At 56.1% G+C, this 23297-nt stretch carries 23 protein-coding genes; 18 read left to right on the plus strand and 5 right to left on the minus strand.

Annotation, left to right across the window (positions count from 1 at the left end; translation table 11 throughout):
* The first annotated feature begins 102 nt into the window (after positions 1-102).
* From thyA to H7B67_RS29975, 7 genes are all read left to right on the plus strand, one after another.
* Entirely contained in the window at positions 103-897 is a 795-nt protein-coding gene (gene thyA, locus H7B67_RS29945; protein WP_185123573.1) for a thymidylate synthase, read from the plus strand.
* Positions 898-1021: 124 nt separating this feature from the next.
* Complete coding sequence (locus H7B67_RS29950; RefSeq protein WP_185123574.1) at positions 1022-1510, plus strand: dihydrofolate reductase; 489 nt, start codon at positions 1022-1024, stop codon at positions 1508-1510.
* 184 nt (positions 1511-1694) lie between these two features.
* Positions 1695-3185, plus strand: a complete 1491-nt coding sequence (locus tag H7B67_RS29955; protein WP_185123575.1) for a glutamate synthase subunit beta — start codon at positions 1695-1697, stop codon at positions 3183-3185.
* A gap of 143 nt (positions 3186-3328) precedes the next feature.
* Entirely contained in the window at positions 3329-3640 is a 312-nt protein-coding gene (locus tag H7B67_RS29960) for a hypothetical protein (RefSeq protein ID WP_185123576.1), read from the plus strand.
* Positions 3641-3772: 132 nt separating this feature from the next.
* Positions 3773-4894 (plus strand): glucosaminidase domain-containing protein, encoded by a 1122-nt coding sequence (locus H7B67_RS29965; protein ID WP_185123577.1) that lies wholly within the window; start codon positions 3773-3775, stop codon positions 4892-4894.
* A 212-nt stretch (positions 4895-5106) separates the two neighbouring features.
* Positions 5107-6294 (plus strand): hypothetical protein, encoded by a 1188-nt coding sequence (locus H7B67_RS29970; RefSeq protein WP_185123578.1) that lies wholly within the window; start codon positions 5107-5109, stop codon positions 6292-6294.
* Between the two features lie 106 nt (positions 6295-6400).
* Entirely contained in the window at positions 6401-6961 is a 561-nt protein-coding gene (locus H7B67_RS29975) for a 5' nucleotidase, NT5C type (protein WP_185123579.1), read from the plus strand.
* Positions 6962-7018: 57 nt separating this feature from the next.
* Here H7B67_RS29975 and H7B67_RS29980 read toward each other — a convergent pair whose 3' ends face one another.
* From H7B67_RS29980 to H7B67_RS31390, 3 genes are all read right to left on the minus strand, one after another.
* Entirely contained in the window at positions 7019-8497 is a 1479-nt protein-coding gene (locus H7B67_RS29980) for a methyl-accepting chemotaxis protein (protein ID WP_221468952.1), read from the minus strand.
* A gap of 22 nt (positions 8498-8519) precedes the next feature.
* On the minus strand, positions 8520-9101 hold the full coding sequence (locus H7B67_RS29985; protein ID WP_185123580.1) for a hypothetical protein: 582 nt from the start codon (positions 9099-9101) through the stop codon (positions 8520-8522).
* Positions 9102-9422: 321 nt separating this feature from the next.
* A complete protein-coding gene (locus tag H7B67_RS31390) occupies positions 9423-10127 on the minus strand; it encodes an FCD domain-containing protein (protein WP_185123581.1) in 705 nt (234 codons plus the stop codon).
* Positions 10128-10236: 109 nt separating this feature from the next.
* Here H7B67_RS31390 and H7B67_RS29995 point away from each other — a divergent pair, with 109 nt between their 5' ends.
* The 6 genes from H7B67_RS29995 (at position 10237) to H7B67_RS30020 (ending at position 16861) form a co-directional block, all read left to right on the plus strand.
* Complete coding sequence (locus H7B67_RS29995; RefSeq protein WP_185123582.1) at positions 10237-11652, plus strand: FAD-binding oxidoreductase; 1416 nt, start codon at positions 10237-10239, stop codon at positions 11650-11652.
* Positions 11645-13012 (plus strand): (Fe-S)-binding protein, encoded by a 1368-nt coding sequence (locus H7B67_RS30000; RefSeq protein ID WP_342592630.1) that lies wholly within the window; start codon positions 11645-11647, stop codon positions 13010-13012. The genes H7B67_RS29995 and H7B67_RS30000 overlap by 8 nt, the downstream gene beginning before the upstream one ends.
* 116 nt (positions 13013-13128) lie before the next feature.
* Positions 13129-14181 (plus strand): LLM class flavin-dependent oxidoreductase, encoded by a 1053-nt coding sequence (locus H7B67_RS30005; protein ID WP_185123583.1) that lies wholly within the window; start codon positions 13129-13131, stop codon positions 14179-14181.
* Between the two features lie 319 nt (positions 14182-14500).
* Complete coding sequence (locus tag H7B67_RS30010; RefSeq protein ID WP_209649234.1) at positions 14501-15775, plus strand: BNR-4 repeat-containing protein; 1275 nt, start codon at positions 14501-14503, stop codon at positions 15773-15775.
* 212 nt (positions 15776-15987) lie between these two features.
* Positions 15988-16467 (plus strand): DUF6530 family protein, encoded by a 480-nt coding sequence (locus H7B67_RS30015; protein WP_185123584.1) that lies wholly within the window; start codon positions 15988-15990, stop codon positions 16465-16467.
* A 31-nt stretch (positions 16468-16498) separates the two neighbouring features.
* Positions 16499-16861, plus strand: a complete 363-nt coding sequence (locus H7B67_RS30020) for a GIY-YIG nuclease family protein (RefSeq protein ID WP_185123585.1) — start codon at positions 16499-16501, stop codon at positions 16859-16861.
* A gap of 197 nt (positions 16862-17058) precedes the next feature.
* Here the strand turns inward: H7B67_RS30020 and H7B67_RS30025 are convergent, their stop codons facing one another.
* Positions 17059-17814 (minus strand): SDR family NAD(P)-dependent oxidoreductase, encoded by a 756-nt coding sequence (locus tag H7B67_RS30025; protein ID WP_185123586.1) that lies wholly within the window; start codon positions 17812-17814, stop codon positions 17059-17061.
* A 171-nt stretch (positions 17815-17985) separates the two neighbouring features.
* On the opposite strand from H7B67_RS30025, the gene H7B67_RS30030 reads away from it, so the two are divergent.
* From H7B67_RS30030 to H7B67_RS30045, 4 genes are read left to right on the plus strand one after another with little or no spacing between them, the layout of a single operon-like run.
* Positions 17986-18573, plus strand: coding sequence for a TetR/AcrR family transcriptional regulator C-terminal domain-containing protein (locus tag H7B67_RS30030; RefSeq protein WP_185123587.1), 588 nt, complete (start codon positions 17986-17988; stop codon positions 18571-18573).
* A 33-nt stretch (positions 18574-18606) separates the two neighbouring features.
* Complete coding sequence (locus H7B67_RS30035; protein ID WP_185123588.1) at positions 18607-19167, plus strand: YcxB family protein; 561 nt, start codon at positions 18607-18609, stop codon at positions 19165-19167.
* Complete coding sequence (locus H7B67_RS30040; RefSeq protein ID WP_185123589.1) at positions 19164-19976, plus strand: phosphotransferase family protein; 813 nt, start codon at positions 19164-19166, stop codon at positions 19974-19976. Before H7B67_RS30035 ends, H7B67_RS30040 begins: the two co-directional genes overlap by 4 nt.
* Positions 19973-20455 carry a tetratricopeptide repeat protein gene (locus H7B67_RS30045; RefSeq protein WP_185123590.1) on the plus strand — a complete coding sequence of 161 codons (483 nt, stop codon included), beginning with the start codon at positions 19973-19975 and terminating at the stop codon, positions 20453-20455. Before H7B67_RS30040 ends, H7B67_RS30045 begins: the two co-directional genes overlap by 4 nt.
* Before the next feature lie 50 nt (positions 20456-20505).
* Here the strand turns inward: H7B67_RS30045 and H7B67_RS30050 are convergent, their stop codons facing one another.
* Positions 20506-21417 (minus strand): NAD-dependent epimerase/dehydratase family protein, encoded by a 912-nt coding sequence (locus H7B67_RS30050; RefSeq protein WP_185123591.1) that lies wholly within the window; start codon positions 21415-21417, stop codon positions 20506-20508.
* 359 nt (positions 21418-21776) lie between these two features.
* On the opposite strand from H7B67_RS30050, the gene H7B67_RS30055 reads away from it, so the two are divergent.
* Entirely contained in the window at positions 21777-23255 is a 1479-nt protein-coding gene (locus tag H7B67_RS30055; protein ID WP_185123592.1) for an Lsa family ABC-F type ribosomal protection protein, read from the plus strand.
* Positions 23256-23297: the final 42 nt, after the last annotated feature.

Raw genomic sequence — 23297 nt, forward strand, 5'->3', positions numbered from 1 at the left:
CGGCTCTGTCTTTAATTTGACGGCCCTGGGCATTTCCATCGACAGATGAAAGTCTTCAATGATAAAATACTCAGTAAATAACGACAAAAGGTGTGTAATCAATTGCGCAATTATTTGGATTTGCTGCAGGACGTGCTCGATAACGGCGTCCGCAAGGAAGACCGCACGGGAACGGGGACGCTAAGCGTCTTCGGCAGGCAGCTTCGCTTCGACCTGTCGGAAGGGTTCCCTCTCGTCACGACCAAGAGGCTGCACCTGAAGTCGATCGTCCACGAGCTGCTCTGGTTTCTGAGCGGAGAAACGAATATTCGATATTTAAAAGAAAACGGAGTCTCGATCTGGGACGAATGGGCGGACGAGAACGGCGATCTAGGTCCGGTATACGGCTCGCAATGGAGGGCTTGGGAGACGGCGGACGGGAGAGTCATCGATCAAATCTCCGATGTCGTGGCCGCGATCAAGCGCAATCCGGATTCCCGAAGGCATCTCGTCAGCGCCTGGAACGTGGCCGAGATCGACAAGATGAAGCTTCCGCCTTGCCACTTCGTCTTCCAATTCTACGTCGCGAACGGCAAGCTCAGCTGCATGCTGACGATGCGGTCGATCGATACGTTCCTGGGACTGCCTTTCAATATCGCCTCGTACGCGCTTTTGACCCATATGATCGCCCAGCAATGCGATCTGGACGTCGGCGAGTTCATCTGGTCCGGCGGGGATACGCATATTTACAGCAATCACATCGAGCAAGTTAAGCTTCAATTAACCCGCGAGCCGTTCCCTCTGCCTAAACTGGTCATTAAACGCAAACCGGAATCGATCTTCGACTATAAGTACGAGGATTTCGAATTCGTCGGCTATCAATATCATCCAGGCATCAAAGCTCCGGTTGCCATTTGATCGTTTCTTGTCGAATACACGTTCAACTCCGAACAATTATTCCGGAATGTTACCGAATGTTCGGTAGTCACCGAAGTTAACCTTGTGGTATTATAGGAATACTCGATAGGAAAAAGGTGTTTCAATGACGATTACGCTAATCGCAGCGGTGGCGCAGAACGGGGTAATTGGAATCGATAATGCGCTGCCTTGGAGGCTTCCGGCCGACATGAAGTTTTTTAAGAGCGAGACAGTCGGCAAGCCCGTGCTCATGGGGCGGAAGACGTTCGAATCGCTTGGCAAGCCGCTTAAGGACCGCACGAACATCATCCTATCCCGGACGCTGGGACAGGCGCCGGAAGGCTGCGTTCTCGTTCGCTCTGCGGAAGAAGCCGTCGAGAAGTTCGGCCATGACGAGTTGATGGTGATCGGGGGAGCGGAGATTTACCGGCAGCTTATCGGCAGGGCCGACAGGCTTGTTCTGACGGAAGTCGGCGCGAGCTTCGAGGGGGACGCTTATTTTCCGGAATTCGATCGCTCCGAATGGGTATTAGTATCCAGAACGGAAGGCATACGGGACGAGAAGAACGTTCATCCGCATGCTTTCTGCGTCTATGAACGCAAGCGCGAGTAGACAAATCGTACAAATAATTCAGTTAATAGTCCATTCTAGCGTCAACGGGTTGTCTGGTAGGATGATGTAACATTGTATGGAAGATAGGTGCAACCGACAATTCTTGCAACTTTCGGCCTAGACGGATATATTTAAGGATACTCAGCGCGCACGTGCGAAACACCGATAGATGGAGGAATTAAAGATGTCGACGCCTACGGGTTTTATGGAATATCAACGCGAGCTTCCCAGCGATCGCGATCCGCTTACGCGCATCAAGGACTGGAATGAATTCCACCGGATGTTCTCCGAAGAACAATTGCGTACACAAGGTGCCCGCTGCATGGATTGCGGCACTCCATATTGCCACACCGGAATGGAGCTGGCCGGAAGCGCGTCCGGCTGTCCGATCAACAACCTGATTCCGGAGTGGAACAACCTCGTTTATCGCGGACTGTGGAGAGAAGCGTACGAGCGTTTGTCGAAGACCAACAACTTCCCCGAATTCACGGGTCGCGTCTGTCCGGCTCCGTGCGAAGGCTCCTGTACGGTAGGCCTGATCGGCGAGCCGGTTACGATCAAGACGATCGAACAAGCCATCATCGACCGCGCGTTCGAAGAGGGCTGGGTCGTTCCTCAGCCGCCTAAGGTGCGCACGGGCAAGAAAGTAGCCGTCGTCGGTTCCGGTCCCGCGGGACTTGCCGCCGCGGCTCAGCTGAACAAGGCGGGGCATACGGTAACGGTATACGAGCGTTCCGACCGCCTGGGCGGCTTGCTCATGTACGGCATTCCCACGATGAAGCTCGAGAAGCACATCGTCGAGCGCCGCATCGAGATTCTGAAGGCCGAAGGCATCAACTTCGTCACGAATACGGAGATCGGCAAGGACATTTCGTCCGAGCAGCTTCTGGCCGAATTCGATTCGGTCGTCCTGTGCGGCGGCGCGACGAAGGCTCGCGGCCTTGGCGACATCGAAGGCGCGAACCTGAAGGGCATTCACCCGGCTATGGATTACCTGAACGCGTCGATCAAGAGCTACCTGGACAGCGGTCTTGCCGACGGCAATTATATCGATGCCAAAGACAAGCACGTCATCGTTATCGGCGGCGGCGACACCGGCACGGACTGCGTCGCGACGAGCCTTCGTCTCGGCTGCACCAGCGTAACCCAATTCGGCACGCACGCCAAAGCTCCGGAAGTTCGCGACCAAGTGAACAACCCATGGCCGCAATTCCCGAACGTCTACACGCTCGATTACGCGCATGAAGAAGCGAAGGCGCTGTACGGCGAAGATCCGCGCGCGTTCTCCGTTCTGACGAAGAAGTTCGTCGGCGACGAGAACGGCAACGTGAAGGAGCTTCACACCGTCCAAATTCGCCGCTACGTCGACGAGACGGGCCGCAAGATCTACGAAGAGATTCCGGGCACCGAGAAGGTATGGCCGGCGGATCTCGTTCTGGTCGCCGTCGGCTTCGAAGGTCCGGAACGCACGATCATCGATCAGCTGGGACTGGAGACCGATCGCCGTTCGAACGTGAAGGCGGCTTACGGCAAGTACAAGACAAGCGTTGACAAAGTATTCGCAGCCGGCGACATGCGCCGCGGTCAAAGCCTTATCGTCTGGGCGATCAACGAAGGCCGCGAGGCGGCTCGCGAAGTCGACAAGTACCTGATGGGATCCTCGATGCTTCCTTAAGGGACGGGTTCGACGGACGGGTTCGACAGACATAACGCTTGCAATTCGATAGGTAGAGGGTTGTCTTCGGCCGGGAGAGCTTCTTCGGGCCGGAGACAGCCTTTTTGCATAATTTGAGCCATGTTAACAGGAGGTACGGACCGATGATCAAATACGGCGACGACCGGGTCACGAATCTGCAGTTCGCGGCGTTCTATCCCCGGATCGAGCGAAGAGACGAGCAGTGGGTGGACGTGGAGCTGCGCTTCGAGACGAAGCCGAATACGGACGAGGTGCCTTCGGATCTGATCGAATTGACGGCGCTCGTCATCTGCACGAGGGCGGGAGCTCCCATCCAGATCGAGGCTCAGGACGCAGGCTGCGACTGCGAATACCAGTTCACGTTCTTCGAGAAGGAACAGATCGAAGCGTTCGTTCGCAGCGACGAGATTCAGGAGGCTATTCGCCGTGCGTAAGGCGCGGTAATTGCATCTGAATCCGGATCGTACGGAGTATCCGATTCCCCAAATCTTTCCTCTATGATAAACTAATCGAAGAATGCTAGATTCGTTCGGTAGCGGGATCAAGAGGGAGAGGACGGGGAGCGGATGAGTAACGCGGTGCTGCTGTCGCCATCGGATGTCGTCGTCATCCGCCGGTATGTCCAGACGAAGTATGCGCCTCTGCCGAAGGCGCGGCAGGCGGAGATCGTCGCGGAAGCGGTTCGCGGGACGATCGAGCGCCGGCTGCCCGACTTGGATTCGAAGCTTAAATCCCGCATTACCCAAGAGCTCATTCATAGATGCCTTGTCGGCGAGAGCCGGGACGTCATTCCGGAGGATGTGCTGGACGTATGCTCGGACCTTACCTTCGAGGAACCGATGGACTTGGAGCGGCTGACTGCTTGGTTGGAGGAACGCGAACAAGGAAGATGGAGCCGGGAGCAGATCGCTTCCCGGGTGAACAGGGGCAATCGGCAACTGGAGACGCTGCCGCCGAGTCGCGAGATTGGCTTCGACTCGAACTCGTCAGCCGCGTTCGCGGCGGTTCCCGCGGCAGAACCCCTATCTGACCTAACCGTAGAATCCGATGCCGAACGGCACGAAGCGGAGACGGCAATCGGCTTTCTGAAGAGAGATTGGCGCAAGAATGCGATTTGGTTAGGACTGACGATCGCCCTGGCCATCGGAATGACAATGTGGGCGCTTCCCGGGCCGGATCGTTCCGGCGAGTCCGATCGCATAGATTCCGCGCAACCGAGGACATCCTCTACAGCGGTTGCGGAAGCCAATTCGGGAGGAATGCCAGACGAGCTGCGCTATATGGAGTTCGAACCGAAGGACGTTCTTGCTTATCTGCACAGCCGCGATTCTCTGCTGGCCGAAGAACCGTATTTTTCATCGATCATTGCAAGCGCCAAAGAGTACGATGTCAATCCGCTCCTCTTGCTGGCGATCACGGGACAAGAGCAAGGCTTCGTTCCGAAGACGAATAAGCAGGCCGAGCAGATAGCGAACAACCCCTTTAACGTGTTCCATAGCTGGCAGGATTACAACACCGATATTCGCGATTCCTCCCGCATCGCGGCCAAGCTGATCGCCAAGCTCGGCCGGCAGATCCCGGAAGGGGAGGAGGCCATCTCCTGGATGAATCGCACCTACGCCGAGGACCCGGGGTGGTCCAAGGGAGTCAGGCAGCTGTTCGATAAGCTGACGGAGCTCTCGAGATAACAAAGAACCCCGCTAGCGGAACAACCTCCGCCGTCGATTCGGTATGGTGGTCAAAGCGCCATATTATCGAGAGTATTGGAGCGAGGAGTAAAGGTTTCTCCACAGGTTGACAGCCCTTCGAGGGCTGTTTTTTTTACATGGAGAAAACACAAAATCCATAGACCGATGAGCATATACTCCTATGATAGAGAATTGGGAGAGGAGAGAAAGGAATGTCTCTGCTTACTCGGGAATACGCCTTGCAGGTTGTCGCGCAACTGCTGCCTCACGGAGCGGAGCTGGCCGTGCTGCATGCGCCGGTACCGTATCCGGCCGTCATGGCAGCGGATTTGGACGGAGATCGGAACCTGGAGATTGTCGGCGTTTACCGCATGCCGGAAGGCATGCGAGCGCTTGTGGCGAAGCAATCCATTCACGGTTGGTATGTTGCCGCTCGAATGAGAGGTCCCGGCTATGGCATTGCCCAATTGGCCGAGGCTCCGATCGCGGGCGCGTATCCTCCGACCCTTCTTATCGGGTGGCAGATCGGCGAGCGCTGGGCTCAGCTTGATTTGTTCCAATACGGTTTCGGGGAATATCGCCATCTTACTCCATACGACATATTCTACAGCAGGCTTGCGATCGAAGAGATCCCTTCTCCGGGAGGCCGGGATGGCCTATGTCAATTGGCTCTATGGATTCACGATCGAGAGGAGGCCTATCAAGTCGAGCTGCTGCGTTGGCAAGGGGACGGTCTCGTTCGGGATCCGTCGGCTTATCCGGCGTACTTCGCAAGGACGGTAGTACCCTATTATGAGCAATTAACGACCGAACAGCCTTCATCGGGACTGTACCGCTTTTATCGGGAGGAAGCCAGAGCCAAGGCCGGACTATCGCCGGCGAGGAGCCAGGAAACCGCGGATCTCACGGTGCTTAAGGCGGAGAGAGCGAGAGACGCCGCGCTTGAGGCCGCGATCTCTTCGGCATACGGCATGTCCAAGGACGACCAAGGGAGCTATGCGTACAATCGGATCGACTTGAACGGAGACGGCGTTCCGGAGACGATCGCGTTCCTGTCCGGTTCGCAATTCTGCGGCAGAGGCGGCTGCAGCGCGGCGATCTTCCAATCGGAGAACGGCCGGTATCGGCTTCTTTCGAAGCTGAATTTCGTTCAGTCGCCGATTATCGTCAGCTATACGAGCACGAACGGCTACCGGGACCTGATTCTTGGCGTTTCGGATGGCGGCATTCGGGAGCCTGTCTACAAATGGCTTAAATTCGACGGCGTTCATTACCCGCCTAATCCATCGGCGGAGCCGGAGTGGCCGAACGGCTCCCGGCTGGAAGGAACCGCGATTCTGGCGGATGACGGAAGCTTGTCGGCCGGGATCCCGATGACTGGAGTCGCGGTACCCGAATAGGCTGAGTTTACGGTTAAGTTTGCATTTCTCGGCGATGAATGAGAAAATTTCTTCCATAACCGTTCCTTATCCATCCTACACTTTCGTTATCATTGGAGGCCCCGTCATGAGAAGAAGCATCGTCGCCGTCGACATGGACGATACGATCTGCCATCTCGTCAAGAGAGCGATCTATCATAATAATAAAGAATTTCCGACTCATCCGCTTCAGTACGAAGAAATGCTGGATTGGAACACCGATCATCTCCGGCATCCCGCCAGCACGCAGGAAGTTTTCTTCGGCCGGCCGGGTCTCTACGAGGAGCTGGAGCTGTACGACGAGCATGTGGTCGAAGAGATGGAGAAGCTGCACGAGGCTTACGACGTGATCATCGTGACGGCCGGACAGCCGAAGAGCGTGGCGGAGAAATGGAACTGGCTTCAGCGGCACATGCCGTTCATTCCGTTCGAGAACTTCTTCGTCTGCAAGCGCAAAAGTCTCATCGGGTTCGATCTGCTGATCGACGACGGTCCGCACAACCTGTTGCCGGCGCTCGAAGCAGGGAGGAAGGTCCTCTGCATCCCGCATCCCTGGAACCGGAGGCAACGCGAGCAGCATGCCTTCCCCCTGATGGATTCTTGGAAGAACGCCAAGGAGCGCGTCGATCAATTGCTGCAGCACCCCTAAGGAAAAAGATGCCCCGCTTGGTCGCGTTGACCGGGCGGGGCATCTTATATTCGCATGTTACGGCCTCTCGATCAGCTGCTTGAGCTCGGACACCAGCTTGTCCAGGCTGCCGTAGCCGGAGACGACGTCCTCGATCTTGCCGTTCTGATCCTCCAGGCTGGCGCATACTTCTTCGAGAGAGGACATGTTGCGTTCGGCGGCGGAGGCGATCAGGTTCGAGTTGCTGGCAATTCCGGAGTACCTCTCCCGAACTCGCTCCGCCGAGCGGTAGGCGAGCTCGGACTGCTCCTTCACCTGATCGGTATTCCCGGAGATTTGCCCGATAATCCGATTGACTTGTACGCAGGCGGTATGGCTGGCTTCGGCAGCGGTCTCGCCCCTCAGCACTTCCTTGCTCACCGCTTCGATCTGATAACGAACCGTATCCAGAATCGAAGAGATTTCGGCCGTCGCTTCGCGCGAATGATCCGCCAGCTTGCGAACCTCTTCCGACACGATGGCGAAGCCTTTGCCGTGTTCTCCGGCTCTAGCGGCTTCGATCGCGGCGTTGAGGGATAGAAGGTTGGTCTGAGTCGCGATCTCGCCGATCGTGCCGATGATCGAACTGACGCGTTCGTTCTGCTCGCTGAGCGCCGACATGAGGTGAACGGTCTCCCGGATGATGTCGCGAACCCGGCCGACCTCCTCGGAGAGGGCCGCGATCTGCGCTTCGCCGGCATGGGTCAAGTCCGCCGTCTCGGAGGTATACCCGCGAAGGCGTTGCGTTCCGTCCGCCAGGTCGGCGATGACGGAATCCACTTCCTGAACGGAGCCCGATACGGTGATGACGGCGTGGCTCTGCTGCTCGAGGTCCTGCGACATCTCTTGGAAAGCGGCCGTCAATTCGCGGGAGATGTTGCCCGTCTTGTTCACTTCGACCTTCTGACTGGAGCTGAACTCGCTCAGCACTTTGATCGACGATTCCAGCTTCTCCATCATGCGATCCGACAGCTCTTTGGCTGCGACCGTCTGCTTATGTTCCTCCGTGACCTGCTTCTGCAGCTTCTCTCCGAAACGAGCGGAAGCGGCGAGAGCGGCCGTCAGGAAAATCAGGTACATGTAGAGATACAGCAAGGAATCGTTCGGGAAAAGGGCTTCGCCAAGCTTCGGGTCCAAGAACACGTAGGTCGTCGTCGCCATTCCTAGGATGCCAGCGAGCAGGATAGGCTTGTAATTCGAATAAAGCGTCATTAGCGCAATGTTAACGTAGACGAGAAAATAGGTGCTGACGATCGGATTCGGGTCCGATACGACGAGCAGAAGCGTGATCACGGACAGGATGACCGGGACCAGATACATCACGTACTCGCTCAGAATGCGTTTATAGGTCAGTACGGTTGCAAGCGAGCAGGCAATTCCTCCGAATACGATCAGAATGACCAGCATCCGAAGCGGGAGCGCCGCCGAGACGTCGGCTATGACGCCGAGCAGGAGCATTCCCCATAAAATTTTGACATAAAGCCGATTTCTCCTATCCAACACCGTCAGTTCTTTCATTATGTACCGCCTTCGTCAATGATTATCTTATCAGAACATTCTCCGGCCGGAGAGTCAATTCGACGTCCTCCAGCTCCGCGAGACGAAGCCAATCGAAGGCTTCGGGATTCTCGTACATCGCCTTCATGTTGAAGACGACGGGGATGACCGTATCACCCTTGTAGTACTTCGAAGTGCCGACCTTGTCCATCGGAACCTTAAACGTGATTCGCAGAGCCCGGAAGAAGACAGGCTCCAGAAGAGACACCAAGTAATGGTAGCCGTTCGCTTGGCAGAAACCGACGATCAGCGTAAGCAGCTCGGCCAGATAGGGGCCTCTATGCTCCTTAAGAAACGCGATTTTATCGATTTCCGCCACTTTGGAGGGATTCATCGCTACCCATGGATGGAGGGAGAAGGGGGCGATTTGCTCCAATCGTCCTTCTTCCAAGCTGTAGGGCTTGAATTCCGCCGTGCCGGCCGCTTCCCCGAGAGGAGTGATGGCCAGATAACGGCTTAGGTAATCGGTCGAGAATTCGAACTCGAAGTTTTTCTCGCGCCATACGGTCATCCAGATATAGTTGAATAGCGCGGCCTCCATATCGTTTTGAACTTTCTTGATCATTCTCATCACTCCTTGTCCTTCTTTTGTCTGTTTAGGTACCCATGGAACGAACCGCCTTTCTCCGTCATTCACCTCCTCCCCGGTGGCTATATTTATACTATCGGAAAATCATGGAAAACCGTTTAGAAAAACCACCTGTGTTTTAAATTCGGGGCGGAATAGTAAACATTAAATTCAATAAACCATATTTTTACTATAAAATCAATTCATTATCGGGGTGTTAATTATAAAATAATGCCAAAAGTACGCGAGTTATCTGACAATTGAGCGAAAAAAGACGACACCAGGGAAATTCCCCGATGCCGCTTGTCTTCGTAGCCTTTATTCGGTTCGACCTTGTTCGATAACTTGTTCGACTTTCAGCAGATGCCGCATCATTCGTTCTCGCGCTTCGACGCCGTCCCGAGCCTCTATGGCTTCGAAGATGGCTTTGTGCTCCTGAAGCAGCTGCTCGGAAGAAGCTCGTTCGGCGAAAAACCACAACCGGCGCGATTCCTTCATGCTTTCGCGAAGACGGCCGGTCATCGATTCCATCATCGAGAGAAAAAGCGCGTTTCGCGAGGCGCGGGCGATCAGGAGGTGGAAGCGGATGTCGGCTTGATCGCTCGCTTCCTCGTCATCCAGCACGCTCTCCATTAGCGCAAGCGTCTCCTTCAGCTCCGCCAGATTCTCGTTCGTCCTTCGCTTGGCGGCCAACTCCGCGCAGCCGGCTTCGATGAATTTGCGCACCTCCAGCACTTCCTGAAGCTGCTCGTTCTTGAAGGAGACGGCACCCGCATCGTCGGAGGAGGGGAGCTCTTGGCTGACGTAGCTTCCTCCGCCATGACGAATCGTGATCCAGCCCATCGCCTTGAGGCCGCTTAAGGCTTCCCGAATCGTCGAACGGCCGACCTCGAAGCTCTCCGCCAGCTCCACGACGGTCGGAAGCTTGGAGCCGGGAGCGTACTGGTTCGACTCGATCATGCCCTTGATCTGCTCAAGTACGAGCTCCGAGCCCTTCCGGGCCTGGACTTTCTGGAAAGCCACGCGAATTCCCCCAAAAAAATGATATACATCTATTCAAACATAAGGTAAGCTAAAAGAAAAGTGATCAGATCACATGATCAATATAATCATTTCAACGGAGGTTGCGTGCATGCTCGACAGCCAAATCGCCAATGAGCTCCGGGAGATCGTCGGAGCTTCCCACTTCAAGGATGACGACCAAACCAGGGTCGCTCACTCGTACGATGGAACGCCTATGCTGCAATCGCTGCCGGACGGGGTCGTTTATCCCGGCAGCACGGAGGAGGTGTCGGCGATCATGCGCGTCCTGCACCGAAACCGAATCCCCGTCGTCAGCCGCGGGTCCGGAACCAACCTGTGCGGGGGAACGGTACCGGTGCAGGGAGGAATCGTCATGGTCATGCATCGGATGAACGCCATATTGGAGGTGGATCTGCAGAACCTCACGGCTACGGTCCAGCCCGGCATCCTGACGAAGAAATTCATCGAGCATATCGAGAGCCTAGGCCTCTTTTATCCTCCGGATCCGAGCAGCATGGCCATCTCGACGATCGGCGGGAATATCGCGGAGTGCTCGGGAGGGCTGCGAGGGCTTAAGTACGGAACGACCAAAGACTACGTGCTCGGTCTCGAATGCGTGCTCGCATCCGGCGAGATCATCCGAACGGGAGGCAAGCTGGTGAAGGACGTCGCCGGATACGATCTGACGAAGCTGCTCGTCGGCTCCGAAGGGACGCTGGCCATCGTGACCGAAGCGACCCTGAAGCTGATTCCGCCTCCCAAGCATAAGAAGACGATGCTGGCCATGTACGGCGATATTTACGATGCTGCGCGCACGGTGTCCAAGATTATCGAGAATCGAATCATTCCCGCCACGCTGGAGCTGCTAGACAATCCGACGATTAATGTCGTTAACGATTATGCGAAGCTGAATCTGCCCACGGATGCGGCCGCCTTACTGCTCATCGAACAAGACGGCGAGCCGGAGACGGTCGAGCGCGATATCGAGCTCATCGCGAGCATCTGCAGGCAAGAGAACGCTTCGCAGATAAGCGTGGCCCAGAACAACGAAGAAGCGTTGAAGCTTCTTACCGCTCGCCGCAGCGCGTTTACGGCGCTCGCCAGGCTTCGGCCGACGACGATTCTGGAGGACGCGACGGTTCCGCGCTCCAAGATCGCCGATATGGTTCTGGCCATCAATCGAATCGCCGCCAAGCATAGGGTGCAGATCTGCACGTTCGGGCATGCCGGGGACGGCAACCTCCATCCGACGGCGACGACGGACGCCAGGGACCAGGAAGAGGTTCATCGCGTCGAAGAGGCGTTCGCCGAAATCTTCGATGCGGCCATCTCGTTCGGCGGGACGATCACGGGCGAGCATGGCGTCGGCCTGGTAAAGTCGCCCTATCTCGAGTGGAAGATCGGCGAACCCGGCGTCGCCGTCATGAAGAGCATCAAGGCGGCTTTCGATCCTCTGAACCTGCTTAATCCGGGGAAAATGTTCGCCAAGTCGGCGAGAAGAAGGGTGGTGCTCGAGCGTGGCTAAGACGGCGGATCGGGAAGCCTTGCGCGAGACGTTAAAGATAAAGCTGGATTACGACCAGCTCACTAACTGCATGAGGTGCGGCTTCTGCCTTCCGGCTTGTCCGACCTTCAGGGAGACCGGGCTGGAAGCCGAATCGCCTCGAGGCCGAATCGCGCTGATGAAGGCGACGGTCGACGACGTGATGGAGCCGGACGTGCCGTTCGAGGAGCAGATGAGCCACTGTCTCGGCTGCCGGGCGTGCGAGCCCGCTTGCCCGGCGGACGTGAAGTACGGCCGGCTCATCGAGCAGGCGAGAGACGCGATCGAGCTGCATACGAAGCAGCATCGCGGATGGGTGAAGGGCGTACGTAAGCTGGTTTTCCAAGGCTTGTTCCCGCATCCGAAGCGAATGGAGCTGCTCGGCAAAGGACTGAAGCTGTATCAGCGTTCGGGACTCCGGGCGGTCGTCCGGAAGACGAACGCGACCAAGCTTCTTCCGAAGCAGCTGGGCGATATGGAGAGAATTCTTCCGGACGTCGCAGGCAAGGGAGTCGCGAAGACGCTTGGAACCCGAATCGCCGCCAAGGGGGAGCGCGTCGGCACGGTCGGCCTGTTCCGAGGCTGCCTCATGGACGCGATGTTCTCCGAGACGAATCGCAAGACCGCGGAGCTGCTTAGCGAAGCCGGCTTCGACGTGGTCATTCCGGAAGCCCAGAATTGCTGCGGAGCTCTTCATGCGCATAGCGGCGAGACGGAGCAAGCGAAGGAGCTCGCCAAGCGAAACATCCGGGCCTTCCGCGAAGCGGGCGTCGATGCGATCGTCTCGAACGCGGGAGGATGCGGGGCGATTCTCGTGGAATACGACCACTTGCTTCACGAGGAGCCCGAATGGCTCGAGGAAGCGCAGTGGTTCGCCAACCGAACGAAGGACATCAGCTCGATTCTATGGAACGAGGGAAGGACGCTTCCGTTCGCCAAGCAGACCGGTTCGGGAGCCGAACCCGTAAAGGTCACCTATCAGGATTCCTGTCACCTGAAGAACGTGATGAAAGGCGGAGCGGCCCCTCGCAAGCTGCTGGATTCGCTTCCCGGAGTAGAGCTCGTCGAGATGAAGGACGCGGGCTCGTGCTGCGGCTCGGCCGGCATCTATAACATCACGCAGCCGGACATGGCCAATCGCCTGCTGGAGAAGAAGATGGACGACGCGAACTCCACGACGGCCCATTATATCGTCACCAGCAATCCGGGCTGCCTGCTGCAGATGAAGCTGGGAATCGAACGCCATGCGAACGATAAGAGGATGCAGGCCGTTCATATCGTCGATTTCCTGCATGAACGTATAGAACATTCGAATCGTCCGATAGATAAAGTCAATCGATAATACGTTGACTTCCCTTGTGTGCGGATGGTAGATTGTTCCCATCTCGATATATTCCGACCGAAATGGTTGGTATAAAGTCGGCGAGGGACGAACGATCCGGGAGGTCAGCGTTTTCCATGAAGGTCGCTCTTTTTAGCTTGTTGATGAATATACCGAATGCGGTGACGGGGGAGTCTCTCCCCGATCATCGGAAATTTCGCAACGTCCTGAGGCAAGCCGAGCTGGCGGAACGGCTCGGCTTTGACGCGTACGGCATCGGAGAACGCCACGGGGAGCCGTTTCTCTCCTCGTCTCCTCCGGTCGTTCTGACCGCGATCGCGGCCAGAACGTCGCGAATCCGGCTGCACTCGACGGTAACCGTGCTCAGCGTTCTCGATCCCGTGCGAGTCGCCGAAGATTATGCGACGTTGGACCACCTATCCGGAGGGCGGCTTGAGCTTATGATCGGCAAGGGGAACGACCCCCGCCATTACCCGCTGTTCGGCGTTCCGGAGGAGCAGCAGTGGGAGTCGCTCGAAGAACGGTACTACCTGCTGAAGAGATTATGGCAGGAGGAGAACGTGAATTGGGAGGGGCGTTATCGTCCGGCTTTGGTTGAAGTAACGACGCAGCCGCGGCCCTACCAGAAGAAGATTCCCATCTGGCACGGCAGCGCGTCCAGCGAGATCTCAACGGAGCTGGCAGCCAAGAACGGGGAACCTATTTTCTCCTCGAACGCCTTTCATCCGATGGCGAAATACAAAGCGCTGATCGACCACTATCGGGAACGATGGGAGTATTACGGGCACGATCCCGAAGAGGCGATCGTAGGCTCCGGCGCGGGCAGCCTTTATCTGTCGAACACGAAGGAAGAGGCGATCGAGAGATTCCGTCCTTATTATCAAGCGTATAGCTTAACGGATGCGGCGCAGCATAATCGTTCTCCGTTCACGAGTCTGGAGGACACGGTCGAGAACGGCCCCGCCTTGGTCGGAAGCGCGGAAAGCGTCGTCGAGAAGATTCTGAAGTACCATCGGGCTTTCGGCCATCAGGTGCTTGCGGTCAGCGTCGACGGATTGACGGAGCAAGAGCAGCGGGAACAGATCGAACGATTCGCCTCGGAGGTGCTGCCCGTCCTTAAACGAGAGATTCCCGGCAAGGTATGGGAGAGCGCTGATTTAGCCCAATAGCTTCTGGATTTTATCGAGCCGGAAGACTGGAGTCGCTGCAGGGAGATTAGGGGATAAATCGAGCGTAATCTAAGGACCTCTTGGAAGAAGAGGTCCTTGCTATTTTGCAGAGGAGAAAATCGTTCTATCGAAGCGATAGAAAGGGGATATTCCTAATTTTTGTTCTATGAGAAACGTTATTTTGTGAATGTCTGCGGCGGTAAGGAAGTGCTACTCTTGAACTGGCGCCGAAAGATGAGGATCCTATCCCGAATCCGTTATGTAAACGCTTTATCGAAAGTGTTTAACTCCATTAATTATCTAGTTGGAGGCGGTAAGATTGAGGAGGATAAAAGGATGGCGAATATGGGCTGCCGCATTCGCGTTGTTTGCTTTGGTGCCGGTTGGCACGGGGAGCGCCGCCGCGACGTTAGAGGAGGTTCCATATCCGATCGATTCCAGCAACCAGGCCGGCTGGTGGTCGCCGCTCGATACGTACGGAACGGGATTGGAATACGCGTACATGGCATACAACGCTCCCGGAAGCACGGCCGGAACGCACAAAGTGTACATCGCGCGTAGGGACGGAACGGGTGCTTGGAGCAACATCCCGGTCATGAACGGAACGAACGTTGCCGAATTCATCGACGACAACGGCCATAACCAACCGTCGATCGCCCGAGACGGCAGCGGACGGTTTCACGTCTTCGCCTCCATGCATGACAACACTTGGCGGTACTTCCGTTCGGATACGGTAGGCGGAGCGCCGCAGGAGCATGCGGCCGACATGCCGGATCCGACGATGAAGGTGACGTATCCGGTGCTCGCGACCGCGCCGAACGGGGATTTGTATCTGATGGCCCGGATCGGCAAGGACACGGCGGGGAAGCGGGACGCGCATCTGTTCCGCTGGGATAACGCGAATTCGACCTGGAGCCAGATTGCCGTGGTGGCGACTACTCTCAACCGCTCCGTTTATCCCGACGATCTCGTCTTCGATTCGAATGGCGACTTGCATATCCTGTTCGAATGGGCGCACTTCGCCGCCAGTCCGCTTCGTCATCAATTGTCTTACCTGAAATATAGTCCGTCCACGGGAACCTTCTCGAAGGCGAACGGAACGGTCGTATCCGCTCCGGTCACTTTGTCGACGGCGGATATCGTCCAGCCCCTGGCGGCAACCGAGGCTTACGTTCAAAGCGGAAGCGATCCGGGCGGTCCCGGCGTTCAAAGCGCGAAGATGACGGTCGATTCCGCGAATAATCCGATTATCGCTTATCGCTACCGCGAAGAGGGCAGCACGACTTTCTCCGTTAAGCAGGCCGCATACGGCGCTGCCGGCTGGCAGCTCCAGACCGTCTACGATGCAACCGAGACGAGAGCCGCCATCGACGTTACCTGGACAGGCACCGAGGCAAGAATTTATTACGTGAAGTACAGCGGGACCGACCGCGCCTATGCGGCAGTGAATGCGGGAGGAACTTGGACGGCGACGTCGATCGCTCCGGGCAAGCCGATCGAGAGATTGGCGGTCAAGCGCAATGCCAAGAACGTCGATATTCTGTACTTGGTGGACATCGCGAATTTGAAGCTGTATTACGGGCGCAATCCATAAGAAGGCGAGACGGCGTCGGGAGATATCCTGGCGTCGTTTTCGTATTGGCGAATATATAATCGCGGATATTCGTAATGGCGGATATTCGCAATGGCGGCGATTCGGAATAGGGGTCATTCGGATTGACGGAGGAAGCCGAATGAAGTAAGATGAATTCAGGTTTAGTTGTTTAGTAAATTACTAAATATTACGAACAGAAAAGAGGCCTATCCATGAAGATTCCAACGTCGTTAAAGCATAAGCCGGTTATCGTCGCCGCGGATTACGAGCGGATTGACGGCCGCCTCGCCGGCAATACCGATACGAAGGGGCTGTCTCTCGGCCTTGCCCAATGGAACGACCGCGGCAAGGTCGATATCTCGGCCAAGGTCTGGAGGTACACCGGAGAGAAGTGGTCCCGGCAATCGGAGGAATTGCCCCTGCATCGGGTACTGGACCTGTCCATTCTGATCTGCCGCACCTTGGAGCACTTCCGGGAAGCCTATCGACATGAGAGCCTATACGACCCGGAGAAGCCGGTGATCGACCGAATCGGGCTGCAAGGAGATGCCATGACGGTCGAGGTGTGCACCGACAACGAGAAGATCAAAGAGGACATCAAGCTGTTCAGTCAGGCGCTAAGCGACGACGGAGAGTTAATCGGGGAGAGACTTCGGACTCTCTCGCAACTGCTCAAGGATATGGGGTATTGAGCAATATCTTGCCCAAGGAAGGAAGAAAGGCATGGACAAGAGCAAACGCAAGGAACTGCAAGAGGAGTTCAAGCAGGTCAAGACGTTTATGGGCGTCGTTCGAATCACGAATCGAGCGAACGGCAAGGTCTTCATCGACTCGTATCCGAATCTGAAGAACAAGTGGCTGACGATTCAGATGCAGCTGGACATGGGCCGGTTCGCGAACGCCGAGCTTCAGCGGGATTGGAAGGAACAAGGCAAGGAAGCCTTCGACTACGAGGTGCTGGAGGAGAAGGATACGTCCGATATCGCCGACGTGCGCTGGGAGACGAAGCAGATGGAGAAACGGTGGCTCGAGAAGCTGCAACCGTACGGAGACGCGGGATATAACAAGCCGAAGCCGAAAGCCTAGGAGTAGCTATCTCGCCCCCGGCGCCGTTAATTTACCCGCGGCACCTTCAATTAGGGCGATTCTGCGCTTCGGGATCACGCAACGTGCTTGAACGGCATCAACAGCCTTTCGTCGGACCAAGTACAAATAATGAACGTGACGAATAGAAAGCCCGCAACGACATCGTTGCGGGCTTTGCTGCGTTCACTCGAGAATGCTTACTGGAAAATCTCCCCGCCGGCGCAGTTTACGACCGTGCCGTTCAGCATGTCCGCTCCCGTCGTCGCCGCGAAGATGACGACTTCGGCGATTTCCTCCGGAGTCGCAGGAAGGCTGGGACCCGTCGACGCGCCCAGCTTCGCCATGCGCTCCTCCGTCAGCGTCGTCACCGCGTTGGCCGCGATGTTCGTGTTCATCACATTCGGCGCCACGCCGACGGCGCGGATATTCAAGTCCTGATAGTCTTGTCCGATCGACTTGGTCATCGCCGCGAGCCCGTGCTTCGTCGCCGAGTACAGGCCGTTGAAGGCCGTCGGCTTGAAGCTGTTGGACGATACCGTGTTGACGATGCGGCCGCCGCCGCCGGCCAGCATGACCGGAATGACGTATTTGAGGCCCAGGAACGCTCCCTTGAGATTGACGCCCGTCACCCGGTCGTACTCGCTCAGCTCGTATTCGTGCAGCAGCCGCAACGGAACCATGACTCCCGCGTTGTTGGCGAAATAATCGATGCGGCCGAACGCTTCGACCGTCTTCTCCACGTAATGCTTGACATCCTCTTCGCGGGAGACGTCCGCCTTGACGAAGATCGCTTCCGCTCCGCGCTCCTTCGACAGAGACAGCGTCTCGAGTCCTGCCTGCTCGTTGAAGTCGACAAGGGCCAGGCGATAGCCTCTCTCCGCAAGCTTGACGGCAAGGGCCCGTCCTAGCCCGGTGGCCGAACCCGTAATCAAGAATACCTTGGAATCGCTCATCCGTTACACCTCTCCAGTTCGTTGATATCGCGATGCGCGAGTTTTTTTACATCGCACTGGTTAGATGGTAACATAATAGCGGCAAGTTGGATAAACACAGGCTCGTTCGGGTGTAGTAAATACGACACTCGTGCTGCGAGGTGTAATCTAAAGTTAAGGAGAGAAGGAATCGTGGGCCAACGGGATTACCCCGACATTCGCGTCGTAAGAACGCGGGCGAGGCTGAGGGAAGCGTTGACGGAGCTACTCCAGGAAGCCTCCTTCGAATCGGTGAACGTCACGGATATCGCCAAGATTGCCGGCATCAACCGGGTGACCTTCTATAATCACTACGACTCGAAGGACGAGCTGATCGCCGAAATTCTCGATCTGCAGCTTGACGAATACGTGTCGCTCATGGAGAAGTTCGATCCCAAGGCGCCGACCGAAGGGGTCATCGCGAGCCACGAGAGCTTCATTCGAATCAACTACGAGCACTTCGGGCAATTCTCCAAGGTGTACAAGCTGCTGCTGTCGGACGATTTTCCCGCTTATACGCAGAGGTTCGTCTCGATCATGCAGAAGAGCATCCGCAACGTCTTGTCCCATATGAAGGGCAACCCCGATCTGGACGAAGAGGATTACGCGTTCTTCAGCGAATGGATCGTCGGGGGCACGATGCAGACGATTCGGAATTGGATCCGCAGCGGCTTCGATCCATCGGCAGAGGTGATCGCGAGAAGAACGATTCAGACGACCCGAATGATGCTGCTCCGATAACGGACGCGCCCGGCTTTCTATGGTAGAATGCGTATGGAGAACGAGAAAACGAGAAAACGAAACGAAAGAGGATTGATTCCCATTCAGGTTGAAACGACGCTTACCAAAGAAGATTTCTGGAACCTTAACAAGTACGTGCTCTGGAACAAGCAGAGGAAGACCGTCCTGACGATGCTGTTCGGTTATCCGGTCGTGTTGTTCCTGCTGTTCATGATCATGGATTACGCCATCTGGATTTGCATCGCGGCAGCCCTCGTTCTGGGAGGCGGCTCTCTGTGGTTCTTCTACTACCGATTCAAGGGCAGGGTCATGAAGGTGCCGGTCGACAACCCGGCCCTGCTGGGCACCCAATCCTTCGAGATCGGCGCAGAGGGCTTCTGGGAGAGCACGAGCGCGAACCGCACGTTCACCGAATGGCAAGGGATCGAATCGATCGAGCAGAACAACGAATATATCGTCGTGTTTGTCAGCCGGATGCATTGCCATCTCCTTCCGAAGAGGGATTTCGCTTCTCCGGCGCAAGCGGAGGAGTTTTACCGGACGGCGATCGGCTATTGGCAAGCAGGCCGAAGCGGCGGCAGGAACGCAGGATGAAGCTCGGGGCCCTGATCGGTGTCGGCAATACCGCAAGCGTATACGAGTGGGGAAGCACGGAGGTTATCAAGCTGTTCCACGATTGTTTCGATGCGGCGTCGGAGGCGGGGAAGGAAGCACGCAATGCCGAGATTGTCGACGGCCTAAACGTCAGGACGCCGAGATTCTCCGGTCTCGTCGAGCACGAGGGCAAGCCGGGTTTGGTGTACGAGAGAATCGAAGGGAAGACGATGCTGCGGCAGATCGAATCCACGGCGGAGAGCATCGATTATCATGCCAAGCTCATGGCTCAACTGCAGTTCGAATTGCATCAGGTTCGGGTGCGAAACGATTCGAATTTAAAAAAAGAGCTGGAGAATCGACTGAATTGGACGGAAGAACTGAACGACGGGGAGAAGCGGCAGATTCGAGCGATCCTGGCATCCTTGCCCGAGGGCAATGCCCTGTGCCATTATGATTTTCATCCCGACAACATTATCCTGTCGCCGAACGGTCCCGTCATCATCGACTGGATGAACGTCCTGATCGGCGATCCGGCGGCGGATGTCGCCAGAAGCTCCATGATCCTGCAGTCGACGGATCTTCCTTCGAATGCGCCCGAATGGCTCGCGAACGGCTGGCTATCTAATAGAGAGTACCGCGTGTGGTTCTATGAACAGTATTGGCGCGAGTATCAAACGTTGTCCGGAATGCTCTTAAGCGACGTGGAGCAATGGATGGTGCCGACGATAGCCGCAAGAATCATAGAAGTCGACCGGGTTTCTCGCGGTCGCTATTTGGAGAATATGAGATCGAGGTTAGCCCGATGACGGATTTAGAGCAAGCGATTTTTCTTAGACAAGCCGGCGAGCATGATCAAGCAAGAGCATTGCTGCTTGACTTGATCGAGCGGGATTCGGCGAACCCGGCCGTCTGGTACCAGTGCGCGTGGGTTCACGACGTGATGGAGCGGGAACGAGAGGCCGTTCTCTTTTATCGGAAGGCGCTGGAGCTTGGAATTGCCGGAGAGGACCGGGAAGGAGCCTACCTTGGGTTGGGCAGCACCTACCGGACGCTAGGCATGTATGCGGATGCCGGGGCCGTTCTGGAACAAGCGATGCGGGAATACCCGGAGAACAGGGAATTCCTCGTGTTCTATGCGATGGTACTGCACAACAGGAAGGAACATGACAAGGCGATGGAGATCGTGTTGCGGCAGCTTGCGGAAACGAGCGGCGACAAGGGGATTCAATCGTACAAGCAGGCGATCTTATTCTACTCGGACAAGTTGGTTGAAATCTGGGAATAGTTCCGCATAAAAACGGCCATGCAACGCGATTCGTTCGCGAGGCATGGCCGTTATGTCAGGATGGACCGATAGGTTTGCTTCAGTCCTTCGATCAGACTGCTGCGGGGGCTCCATTCCAAGACGCGTTCCGCCAGGCGGTTATCCAAGCAGCTGTCCCTAATATCGCCGGCCCTCGCCGGGCTGTGCTCTACGCCCAATTCCGGTTCGTGAATCCGCTTGAGAAGGTCGACCAGCTGGTTGATCGAAGTCCTTCTTCCGGTGCTGATGTTGACGGTCTGTCCGTCCCCCTTGCGGACGGCGGCCAAATTGGCTTCCACGATATCTTGAACGTAGATGAAATCGCGGGTTTGTTCGCCGGTTCCGTGGACGGTCAGAGGCAAATTTTGCTTGAGCTTGTTCATAAAGACGGAGATGACGCCTCCCTCGCCGCGGGAGGTCTGGCGGGGACCGTACACGTTGCTGTACCGCAAGATCGTATAAGGCAATCCGGAGAGACGATGGAACAACCGAATGCTTTTCTCCGCGGTGTCTTTGGATAAGCCGTAGAAGGAGATGGGGGAGGTTGCCATGCTCTCATCTTTGGGATATTGGCTGCCCTCTCCGTAGACGGCGCTGGTCGACGAGAAGACAAGCTTCCGGACGCCCGATTGCTTGCAAGCCTGCAGAATCCGCAAGGTTCCGACGACATTCGTATTCGAATCCTGAGCGGGATTCGCGATCGAGCTCTGGACGTCTATCTGCGCGGCCAGATGGAACAGCACGTCGGGGCGGATCGCCTGGATGAGGTCCGAGATATTCTCCATAGTAATGTCTTCCTCATGCAAGCGAGCGGATGGGTGGACCTGCTCTCGGAGCCCGCTCGAGAGGTTGTCGATAATGTGCACTTCGGCGCCGCCCAGCCGAAGCGCATCCGCCAGATGAGAACCGATAAAACCGGCGCCGCCCGTAACGAGAGCTTTCATAATCCAACTCCTAACGAAGGAACTGGAATAGTGTACGATTCGCGTCCAAGGCTTGCGTGTGCGCTTGACTCAAGAATAAAAAACTCGGTCGGAGTTGAAATCCCGTCTAGGGTCGTGTTATCATTCAAGTAATTCAAGGACAGGAGTTGAACGCGATAATGGATTTTTCTTGCTAAGGTTCAAACGAGATAAGCGATTTTATCGCCTATTTTCTTTGCCTAATGCAAGAAAGATGCCATATCCGTTCACTCAGACGAATATCCCGATCCGGCCCGTCGCGGGCGGATTCGCCTTATTTATTTGAGTCGCGAGAAGCATCTTTCTTGCGGCTCATTTTATTTTGCGCGGGAGGATATTTCATGTCATTAATCAATGTGAGAAACCTAACGTTTGCCTATGAGGGCAGCTACGACAATATTTTCGAGAACGTCAGCTTTCAGATCGATACCGATTGGAAGCTAGGGTTTACGGGGAGGAACGGAAGAGGGAAGACGACTTTCCTGAACCTGCTGCTCGGCAAGCACGAGTACGGCGGTCACATTAGCGCTAATGTGAGCTTCGAGTATTTTCCCTATCCGGTTCCGAACAAAGAGGATAACACGCTGGACGTGGTCGGCGGGATTTACCCCGATTACGTCCATTGGGAATTGATGCGCGAGCTTAGCTTGTTAGACGTCACCGAGGACGTGCTGTACCGGCCGTTCGAATCGTTGTCGAACGGCGAGCAGACGAAGGTGCTGCTGGCCGCCTTGTTCCTTAAGGAGAACAGCTTCCTTCTGATCGACGAACCGACGAACCACCTGGATCTCCAAGCCCGAAAGCTGGTCAGCGACTACCTTCGCAATAAGAAGGGCTTCATTCTCGTATCTCACGACCGGGCGTTCCTGGATCGGTGCGTCGATCACATTCTGTCGATCAACAAGACGAATATCGAGATTCAGCAGGGCAACTTCAGCAGCTGGATGGAGAACAAACAGAGACAGGACCAATTCGAGATGGCCGAGAACGACAAGCTTCGCAAAGACATCAAGAGACTGAGCGAGGCGGCGGCGCGCACGAGCCATTGGTCGGACGAAGTGGAGAAGACGAAGAACGGAACCCGCAACGGGGGACTCCGGCCGGATAAGGGCTATATCGGACACAAGGCCGCGAAAATGATGAAGCGTTCCAAAGCGATCGAGAACAGGCAGCAAGCGGCGGCGGAGGAGAAATCCAAGCTGCTGCGCAACATCGACGGCACGGAGAGCCTGAAGATCGGCCAATTGGCTTATCATAAGCATCAGCTTGCGGAACTAGACCGCGTCTCGATAGCTTACGGCGATCGGAAGGTTTGCGAGAATGTCAGCTTCGCGATCGAGCAAGGAGACCGCATCGCGCTGTCCGGCAAGAACGGAGCGGGAAAGTCCAGCTTGCTGAAGCTCATCCTGGGAGAAGAGATCGAGCACTCGGGTACCGTCCGGATCGGAAGTCAGCTGCGCATCTCCTACGTCTCTCAAGACACCGCTCACCTGAAGGGGAATTTGGCCGATTACGCCAGGGAGCAGGACATCGAGGAAAGCCTGTTTAAAGCGATCTTGCGCAAGCTGGACTTCTCCCGAACGCAGTTCGAGAAGGACATGGCGGACTTCAGCGGAGGACAGAAGAAGAAGGTGCTGATCGCCAGAAGCTTATGCGAGAAAGCGCATCTGTATATATGGGATGAACCGCTCAACTTCATCGACGTCCTATCCCGCATGCAGATCGAGGATTTGCTGCTGACTCATGAACCGACGATCTTGTTCGTGGAGCACGACAGCGAATTCTGCAGGCAAATCGCAACCAAAACGATACAGCTGTAAAAAAGAAGAGCTCCAGACGACCCGGCGTTCGACGCAAGCGGA

The sequence above is a fragment of the Cohnella thailandensis genome, from assembly GCF_014212135.1.
In the GTDB taxonomy this organism is placed as follows: Bacteria; Bacillota; Bacilli; order Paenibacillales; family Paenibacillaceae; genus Cohnella; species Cohnella thailandensis.